This window comes from Actinomadura napierensis (assembly GCF_039529375.1).
GTDB classification, from domain to species: Bacteria; Actinomycetota; Actinomycetes; order Streptosporangiales; family Streptosporangiaceae; genus Spirillospora; species Spirillospora napierensis.
Genome location: NZ_BAAAMR010000209.1, coordinates 1 through 7,759, shown reverse-complemented (window position 1 = coordinate 7,759; position 7,759 = coordinate 1). Strand labels below are relative to the sequence as shown.

Genomic DNA, 7,759 nt, shown 5'->3' with positions numbered 1-7,759 from the left:
CCATCGCCGCGGCGGGCCCGCCGCGCCGGCCGCCGCCGGACGCGGCGGGCCGCGCCCGGGGGTCGTCCGGGATGTCGGTGAGCAGCGCGTTCGGCACGAACACGATGGCGCGCACGCCGCCGTAGGGGGAGCGGGAGTCGACCGACACCGTGAACCCGTACCGGGCGGCGAGCACGCCGGCGACCGCGAACCCGACGCGCGGCGGGTCGCCGAGCCGGTGCACGTCCACCGACGCCTCGCCGGACAGCAGCTCGGCGGCGCGCTGGAGCTCCTCGGCGTCCATCGCGACGCCCGCGTCGTCGATGGTGATGGCGACGCCGTTGTGGGTGGTGCGGAAGTTGACCTCGACGGCGGTGTCGGGACGGGAGTGCCGCGCGGCGTTGTCCAGCAGCTCGGCGAGGGTGAGCACGACGGGCTCGACCGCCCGGCTGGTGACCGCGACGTTGACCGGCCCTTCGAGGTTGACCCGCAGGTAGTCGCGGATGCGGGACGTCGCGCCGCGCACCACGTCGGTCATCGAGGACGCCGAGCGCTGCTGCCCCGGCCAGGACCCGCACAGCACGGCGGTGGCCTGCGCGCGCCGGCCGAGCTGGGCGTTCATATGGTCGATGCGCAGCAGGCCGTCCAGCACGTCGGGGTCGTCGTGGCGCTCCTGCATCGTGGAGATGGCGAGCTGCTGCTCGTTGGCCAGGCTCTGCACGGCGCGCATCATCGCCCGCAGCGTCGACTTGGCGGACTGGTCGGCCCGCGCCCTGACCCGCTCGGCGGACCCGGCGAACAGGTCCATCACCGTCTGCAGGGCCTGGCCGTAGGCGGGGGCCTTGCGGGTGAGGTCGTGCAGCGGGCCGGTGACGCGCATGCCCGGGTTGTGGAGCGAGTCCATCAGCTCGGGCAGCCGGACGCCGGCGAGGTGCCGCAGCTCCTTGTCGCGCAGCTCCACGCCGGCGGCCAGGACGGCGTTCTGGTCGCGGAGCTCGGCGGTCAGCCGCCGCTGGCGGACCAGCAGGACCGCGGCGGCGAGGGCGGCGCCGGCCACGATGACGAGCGCCGTCGCCAAGAGGATTTGCTCCATCGGTTCCTCGTGCACAGGGGAGTCGGGCGAGGCGGGTCCGCAGGGGACCGCCTCTTGGCCGGTGGGGGGTGGGTTCGGACGGCGTCGGCCGCAGGTGGTGGGCCGCGGTTTCGTGACCGTAGGCCGGGGCGGCGCGGGGGCGCTTGTGCTCGCGCGCAGAGAACTTGCCGCCGGGCGCACGCCGTGATCACCGGCAGTCCGATACGCGTTACTTTCCGGCGTGTCCTCCTGATTTGGCGGCGGTGATCGTACTAACCTCGCCTGCGGCGGGACGCGTGATCACCTGCGCGTACGGTGCCCGGTTCCGGGCGCCGGCCCGCCCTGACGCAGGGACGGCACGGCGGAGGGGCCAGCGTGGACGACGGCGCCTACCAGCTCGTCCTGCGCCGGTCGGACCAGATCGGCTGCGTCCGCACCGCCGGCCAGGTCCGCCGCGAGCGCGCCGACGGCTACCGCTTCCTGCTGCCGCTCGACGGCGAGCTGACCGTGGTCCAGGACGGCCGGGAGGCGCGGCTGCGCCCCGGCACCGGCGGCCTGGTCACGCTGGCCGCGCCGTTCCGGGTCGGCGTCGCCCCCGGGCCCGGCGCCTTCCACGGCGTCCGCGCGACGGGCGGGGCCGGGCGCGCGCGGGCGTTCGTCATGACGATCCCGGCGCGCGAGATGGACCGCCGGCTGCGCCGCCCGTCGCCGGTCGCCACCGGCCTCGACCTGTCCGCGGGCCTCGGCCGGGTCGTCGCCGACATGGTCCGCGCCGTCGGCGAGGAGCGCCGCGCCCTCAGCGTGCCGCAGTTCGACGCCGCCTGCGACCGGATCACCGAGCTGCTGTGCGTGATCGTCGCCGGGGGGCAGCGGCCCGCCGCCGCGCCCGGCCACCTCGCCGAGGTGGAGGCGGTGGTGCGCCGCTACGTGCGCGAGCACGCCACCGAGCCCGGGCTGACCGGCGCCGCGATGGCGCAGGACCTCGGCTGGTCGCTGCGCCAGGTGCAGCTCGCCCTGCAGCACGCCGGGACGACGCCGCGCGAGCTGATCCGCGAGGAGCGGCTCCGGCTCGTCCGGGACCGGCTGCGCAACCCGCAGGACCGCGACGTCACCATCACCGACCTCGCGCACGCCACCGGGTTCTCCTCGGCGAGCGCGCTCAGCACCGCGTTCCGGCGCCGGTTCGGCGTGAGCCCCCGCGAGCTGCGGCACGCCGCGCACTGAGCCCGCGCGGCCCGCAGCGGATTGGCACGCTTTTCCATTCACCCGCGCTCCGCCCCGGAGTTACCATTCGGCTGACTTCGTCGGACGGGGCAGACGCGGGTAGGAGCGTGCGCTCGTGGATCTCGGCCCCCACCACCTCAGGATGATCGAGGCCGTCGCGGCGACCGGCAGCATCAGCAAGGCCGCCGCGCGGCTCGGGCTCACCCAGCCCGCCGTCAGCACGATGCTGCGCCGCCTCGAGGCGCACCTCGGCGTGCAGCTGTTCGTCCGCTCCCCGGAGGGGGTGCTGCCGACGCCGGTCGGCGCGGAGGTCGCGACGCGGGCGCGCGCCGCGCTGGCCTGCATCGACGACCTGAACGCGGCGCTGGCGCACCGCCGCGCCCCGGCCTCGATGCCGTCGCTGCGGATCGGGGTGCAGGCGTGCCCGGCGCTGACCCGGCTGAGCGACCACCTCGGCGACCTGCAGGCGTCCGCGCGGCTGCACCTGCGCGTCGACCAGGGCGGCGGCCGGATCCCCGCGCTGCTGGCGTCCGGCGCGCTGGACATCGGGCTGTTCCAGGAGCCGGTCGGGCCCGTGCGGCCGGTCCGGGAGGGGCTGCGGCGGCTGGTCCTGGTCGAGCGGGAGCCGGCGCTGGTCGGGATGTCGGCGGCGAGCCCGCTGGCCGCCGGCCGGACCGTCGCCCTGACCGAGCTGGCCGACCACGACTGGATCGACGACCCGCTGGACGACGGTCCCTGGCCGGCCTACTTCCGCGCGGCCTGCGCCGGCGCCGGGTTCCAGCCGCGGGTGCGGTACTGGGCGACCGACTGGCAGATCTCCTCGTCGCTGATCCGGTCCGGGCGGGCGATCGGCATCTACCAGCCGACCGCCGGGCCGCGCGACGGCATCGCGTTCCGCCGGATCGCCGGCGACCCGCTCGCCCAGCGCGTCGTGCTGGTGTGGCGGCCGGAGGCGGAGGAGGCCGCCGGGCGGCTGCGCGGCGTCTTCAACGACGCCTACGTGGAACTCGTCCGGGCGCAGCGGGTCTACGGCGAATGGTGGGACGAGCACCCCGAAGCCCACCCCGCCCTCCCCGCCTCCTTCCGTTGACCTTCGGCGAGTCGTCGTTACCAGGGGCCTGATAACGACGACTCGCCGCGGCGGCTACCTCGGGGCGCGCTTGCGGCGGGCCGCGACGATGCCGGTCGCCGCGGCCAGGGCGCCGCCGGCGCCGAGCGCCGACAGGAGCGGCGCCGCGCTTCCCTCGTCGCTCCCGTTCCCGGCGCCCGTGCGGGGCGTGTAGCCGCCGAGCCTCCCGGACCGCTGGTAGGGCGATCCCGGGAGCTTGTCGGCGTACCGGGTATGGACCAGGGTCCGGTACGCCGCCACCGGCACGCCGCGTTTTCCGACCGACGTCGTGGCGGTGGGGTTCAGGCCGGTGATCCGGCCGTCCTTGAGCCGGTACCAGGCGTTGATCTGCGGCTCGGTGAACACCGTGCCGCCGCCGGCCCGCGCCGGGTAGGCGGCCTCGTCCGTGCCGGAGATCACGTTCATGACCTGCCAGCCCGTGCCCTGCCTGGTCAGCCACATGGTGGCGTGCTGCCCGGTCGCCGACCTCGCGCCGACCGCCAGGTAGGCGAACGCGGCGACGGGCGCGTCCTGACCCTTCACGAAGGCGGGGTTCAGCGTGTAGACGGGCCGGACCGCGCTCTCCAGCGCCGGAGCCTTCGCCGCCTCGGCGGCCTTCGCGGCGCTCCGGCTGATCAGCTTGCCGCGCTGGTGCTCGTCGAGGTGGACGAAGAAGGACGCCAGCCGTTCCCTGGCGGCGGGCGCCGCCGCGGCCTTCGCGGCCGCCGCGGTGTCGGCGGGGGACGGGGTGTAGGCGGGGGACGGGCCGGGCCCGGCGGCCAGCGCCGTTCCGGCGCCCGCGAGCATCGTCACGCCGATCCCGGCGGTCACCGCGCTCGCGGCGAGTTTCGCTGAGGTGCGCATATCAACCACCGATCCCCGACAGGGCCTGGCCCCACTGGAACTGGTAATTGCTGACGTAACTGCTGTACGCCATTTCCGAGTACCGGGGGCTGGACGGCCACGGGTCGCCGTAAGAGATCGTCTGGCTGCCGGGGTCGTAGCCGTAGATGACCTGGGAGTGCCCGCCGCCGGCCGACCAGTAGATGCCGGTCTGGACGGGGCGCTGCCCGTCGATCTCCCCTTCCACGCCCTGGAAGGAGAGGGGCCCGCTGACGTGGCCGGGGTTCAGGCCCAGCGCCTGGAAGGCGCGCTGGTCCCATTCGAGCTGTCCGGCCTGGTCGGGGCAGTAACTGCCCTGCGGGTACCCGAGCGCGAGGTCGCAGAAGTCGTTCTGGCTGACGTTGCCGACGCCGAAGTACTTGGCGATGGTGAGGCCGCTGGCGGCCCAGCACCACTGGTCCTGCTGCTGCACCTGCTGGGTGATGGGGAGTTCGCCGGCCGAGGCGACTCCGGTGGTGGCCGCGGCGGCGAGGGCGCCCGCCGCGACCGCGGCGGCCCCGCACGCGAGCCGCCATCGTGCCCGGGCGGGCCGGGTACGCGTTCTCATTCGCTTCCGCCATTTCTCCCGGCGTGCCGAAGAGCGCCTCGCGCACGGGGAGCCGAGCAATTCCCTCCGGTGCCGGGGGTGGATTATCCGGACGGAAACTGCCGTGCGCGAGGCCGAAGGAACGCCATTACAGTCTCATTCACGGCGAAAGCGGGGAAATGCCAGCAGGTCATAACGCCGGGATATGGCCCCCGGCGGCGCGGAAATCCGCCAGGTCAGGCCGGGGCCGCCGGCAGGGTCACGGTGACCTGGAGGCCGCCGTCGGGACGGGGACGGGCGGTGACGTGGCCGTCGTGGGCCCGCACGATCGACTGCACGATGGACAGGCCGAGCCCCGCGCCCTTGGCGGTGACCAGCCGGTCGCCGTCGAGCCGGCGGAACGGCTCGAACAGCCCCGGCACCTCGTACGACGGGACGGCCGGCCCGGAGTTGGCGACCTCCAGGACGGCCCGCCCGTCCCGCGTGCCGGAGGTGACGCGCACCCAGCCGCCCTCGCCCGAGTTGTGCCGGATGCCGTTCTCGACGAGGTTCTCCACGACCCGTTCGAGGAGCAGCGCGTCGCCGGTGGTCATGGCCTCGCACGGCTCGGTCTTGACGCCGATCCCGGCCTGCTCGGCCTCCGGCGCGGTCCGCGCCGCGACGTGCCCGACCACGTCCGCGAGGTCGACGGGGGCGCGGCGGGTGATCTCGTTCTCCGAGCGGGCGAGCAGCAGCAGCCCGCCGATCAGCCGCTCGTGCCGCGAGGTGATCTGCAGCAGGTCCTCGCCGAGCCGCAGCACGTCCGGGGACGCCGTCTTCCGGTGCATCGCCACCTCGACCAGCGCGCGGCCGAGCGTCAGCGGGGTGCGCAGCTCGTGCGAGGCGTTCGCCACGAAGCGGCGCTGCCCGTCGAACGACCGGTCGAGCCGCTCCACCATCGTGTCGAAGGTGTCGGCCAGCTCCTTGACCTCGTCGTGCGGCCCGTGCAGCGCGATCCGCTCGTGCAGGACGCGGTCGGCGGCGGGCGCGGCGGCGATCCGCCGCGCCGTCTCGGTCACCCGGTGCAGCGGGGTCAGGACGCGGCCGGCGATCAGCCATCCGAACGCCATCGCGGCCCCGCCGACGACCAGCAGCGCGATCGAGCCCTGCGTGACGAGGGACTGCGTCGCGGCGGCGCGCAGCTCGTCGTGCTGCTTGCGCGCCTGCGTCTCCAGGTCGAGCGGCGACATCGACCCGTCCCGGCTCTCCCGGGGGGCCGGGTTCCGTTCCACGACGGTCCGGCCGTCGCCGGACGCGTCCTTGTCCTGCGTGACGCGGGCGAGGACCTTCGTTCCGGCCCGGTCGACCTGCTGGGTGAACAGCGCGTACGTGGCGCCGAGCAGCACGAGCCCGGCGGCGAAGAACAGGCCGCCGTAGGTGAGCGTGAGGCGGGCGCGCAGCGAGACCCGGCGCGGCCCGCCGATCGCGGAGATCTTCACGGGATCCGGTACCCCGCTCCCTTGACGGTCTCGATGACGGGCGGTTCGGCGAGCTTGCGGCGCAGCTTCAGGACGGTCAGCCGGACGGCGCCGGTGAACGGGTCGGCGTGCTCGTCCCACGCCTTCTCCAGCAGCTGCTCGGCGGAGACGACCGCGCCGTCCGCGCGCAGCAGCTCGGTCAGCACGGCGAACTCCTTGCGCGCCAGCGGGACGTACCGGCCGTCGCGGAACACCTCGCGGCGCGCCGGGTCGAGGGTGATGCCCGCGCGGCGCAGCGTCGGCGGCGCGGCGGGCCGCGACCGGCGGCCGAGCGCGAGGACGCGGGCGGCCAGCTCGGGGAACGCGAACGGCTTGGTGAGGTAGTCGTCGGCGCCGAGGCCGAGCCCGGCGACCCGGTCGGTGATCTCGGCGGCGGCGGTCAGCATCAGCACCCGGGCTCCGGCGCCGCCCGCCACGAGTTCGCGGCAGACGTCGTCGCCGTGCACGACGGGCAGGTTCCGGTCCAGCACGACGACGTCGTAGTCGTTGACGCCCGCGCGTTCCAGGGCGGACGCCCCGTCGTGCGCGAGGTCGACGGCGTGCGCCTCGTCCCGCAGCCATTCCGCGATCGCGTCGGCGAGCAGCCGTTCGTCCTCCACCACCAGCACCCGCATGCCGTTCCCTCCGCCAGGTCCTGGTCGCCGATGGTGCCCGGTGGCGTGTTTCCTCCCCATAAGGGCGTGCGGCCGGGTGGATCCGGGGCCCGGCGGAAACGGTGAGGAAACGCCGGACCGCGTTGCATCGCTCCTCGTCGGGCCGGAGCACGTCCGGCCGCCGAACGAGGAGACGACACATGCGACTGCGGACTCTGCGGACGGGCGGGGCGCTGGCGGCGCTGCCGCTGGTGCTGGCGCTCACGCTGACCGGCTGCGGCTCGGACGACGACGGGGACGGCGGCGTGGCGTCCGCGAACGGGGACAAGCAGGTCGCCGCGACCAAGTCCCCCGGCGGGAAGGACATGGGCCTGAAGTACGCCCAGTGCATGCGCGAGCACGGCGTCCCGATGGACGACCCGCAGGACGGCCGCTTCACGATGAAGCTCGACGGCAAGACGCCGAAGGCGACCGTCGACAAGGCGCAGGAGGCCTGCCGGCAGTACAACCCGATGGAGAACGGGGCCGCGAGGAGCGACCCGAAGATGCAGGCGAAGATCCAGGAGTTCGCCGAGTGCATGCGCAAGAACGGCGTCGAGAAGTTCCCGGACCCGAAGCCGGGTCAGCAGGGGATCATCATGGACAAGAAGCTCAGCGAGGACCCCGACTTCAACAACGCCCAGTCGAAGTGCAAGGACATCATGGGAGGCGGTCCGAAGTGACCGCCCTGGAGGAGCGGGCGCCGGCGGAGGAGGGGAGGCGCCGTTCCCGGCGCCGCCGGCCGGGCCGGCGGGCGGCCCTCGCCGCGCTGGCCGCCGTGGAGGTGGCCGGCGGCGC

8 protein-coding genes are annotated in these 7,759 nt (G+C 74.7%); 3 read left to right on the top strand and 5 right to left on the bottom strand.

From position 1 onward, the window contains the following. Positions 1-1,072, bottom strand: a 1,072-nt coding sequence (locus ABD296_RS48335) for an ATP-binding protein (protein WP_344284927.1), incomplete at its 3' end; no start/stop codon positions are given. Positions 1,073-1,426: 354 nt separating this feature from the next. Here ABD296_RS48335 and ABD296_RS48330 point away from each other — a divergent pair. Then, a complete protein-coding gene (locus ABD296_RS48330) occupies positions 1,427-2,275 on the top strand; it encodes an AraC family transcriptional regulator (protein ID WP_344284924.1) in 849 nt (282 codons plus the stop codon). A 115-nt stretch (positions 2,276-2,390) separates the two neighbouring features. Beyond that, positions 2,391-3,365, top strand: coding sequence for a LysR family transcriptional regulator (locus ABD296_RS48325; RefSeq protein WP_344284921.1), 975 nt, complete (start codon positions 2,391-2,393; stop codon positions 3,363-3,365). Positions 3,366-3,419: 54 nt separating this feature from the next. Here the strand turns inward: ABD296_RS48325 and ABD296_RS48320 are convergent, their stop codons facing one another. The 4 genes from ABD296_RS48320 to ABD296_RS48305 all read right to left on the bottom strand — a co-directional run bounded on the left by ABD296_RS48320 (position 3,420) and on the right by ABD296_RS48305 (position 6,943). Continuing rightward, entirely contained in the window at positions 3,420-4,247 is an 828-nt protein-coding gene (locus tag ABD296_RS48320) for a hypothetical protein (protein WP_344284918.1), read from the bottom strand. Between the two features lies 1 nt (position 4,248). Continuing rightward, positions 4,249-4,833 (bottom strand): papain-like cysteine protease family protein, encoded by a 585-nt coding sequence (locus tag ABD296_RS48315; protein ID WP_344284916.1) that lies wholly within the window; start codon positions 4,831-4,833, stop codon positions 4,249-4,251. A gap of 215 nt (positions 4,834-5,048) precedes the next feature. Further along, on the bottom strand, positions 5,049-6,290 hold the full coding sequence (locus tag ABD296_RS48310; protein WP_344284913.1) for a sensor histidine kinase: 1,242 nt from the start codon (positions 6,288-6,290) through the stop codon (positions 5,049-5,051). Continuing rightward, positions 6,287-6,943, bottom strand: a complete 657-nt coding sequence (locus ABD296_RS48305; protein ID WP_344284910.1) for a response regulator transcription factor — start codon at positions 6,941-6,943, stop codon at positions 6,287-6,289. The genes ABD296_RS48310 and ABD296_RS48305 overlap by 4 nt, the downstream gene beginning before the upstream one ends. Before the next feature lie 179 nt (positions 6,944-7,122). Between ABD296_RS48305 and ABD296_RS48300 the strand changes: the two genes are divergently transcribed. Next, on the top strand, positions 7,123-7,644 hold the full coding sequence (locus ABD296_RS48300) for a hypothetical protein (protein ID WP_344284907.1): 522 nt from the start codon (positions 7,123-7,125) through the stop codon (positions 7,642-7,644). Positions 7,645-7,759: the final 115 nt, after the last annotated feature.

What these genes read in the sequence shown, in the direction of transcription:
- ABD296_RS48315 (WP_344284916.1), bottom strand. Translation starts at nt 4,833, where the DNA reads ATGAGAACGCGTACCCGGCCCGCCCGGGCACGATGGCGGCTCGCGTGC.
- ABD296_RS48300 (WP_344284907.1), top strand. Translation starts at nt 7,123, where the DNA reads ATGCGACTGCGGACTCTGCGGACGGGCGGGGCGCTGGCGGCGCTGCCG.
- ABD296_RS48305 (WP_344284910.1), bottom strand. Translation starts at nt 6,943, where the DNA reads ATGCGGGTGCTGGTGGTGGAGGACGAACGGCTGCTCGCCGACGCGATC.
- ABD296_RS48320 (WP_344284918.1), bottom strand. Translation starts at nt 4,247, where the DNA reads ATGCGCACCTCAGCGAAACTCGCCGCGAGCGCGGTGACCGCCGGGATC.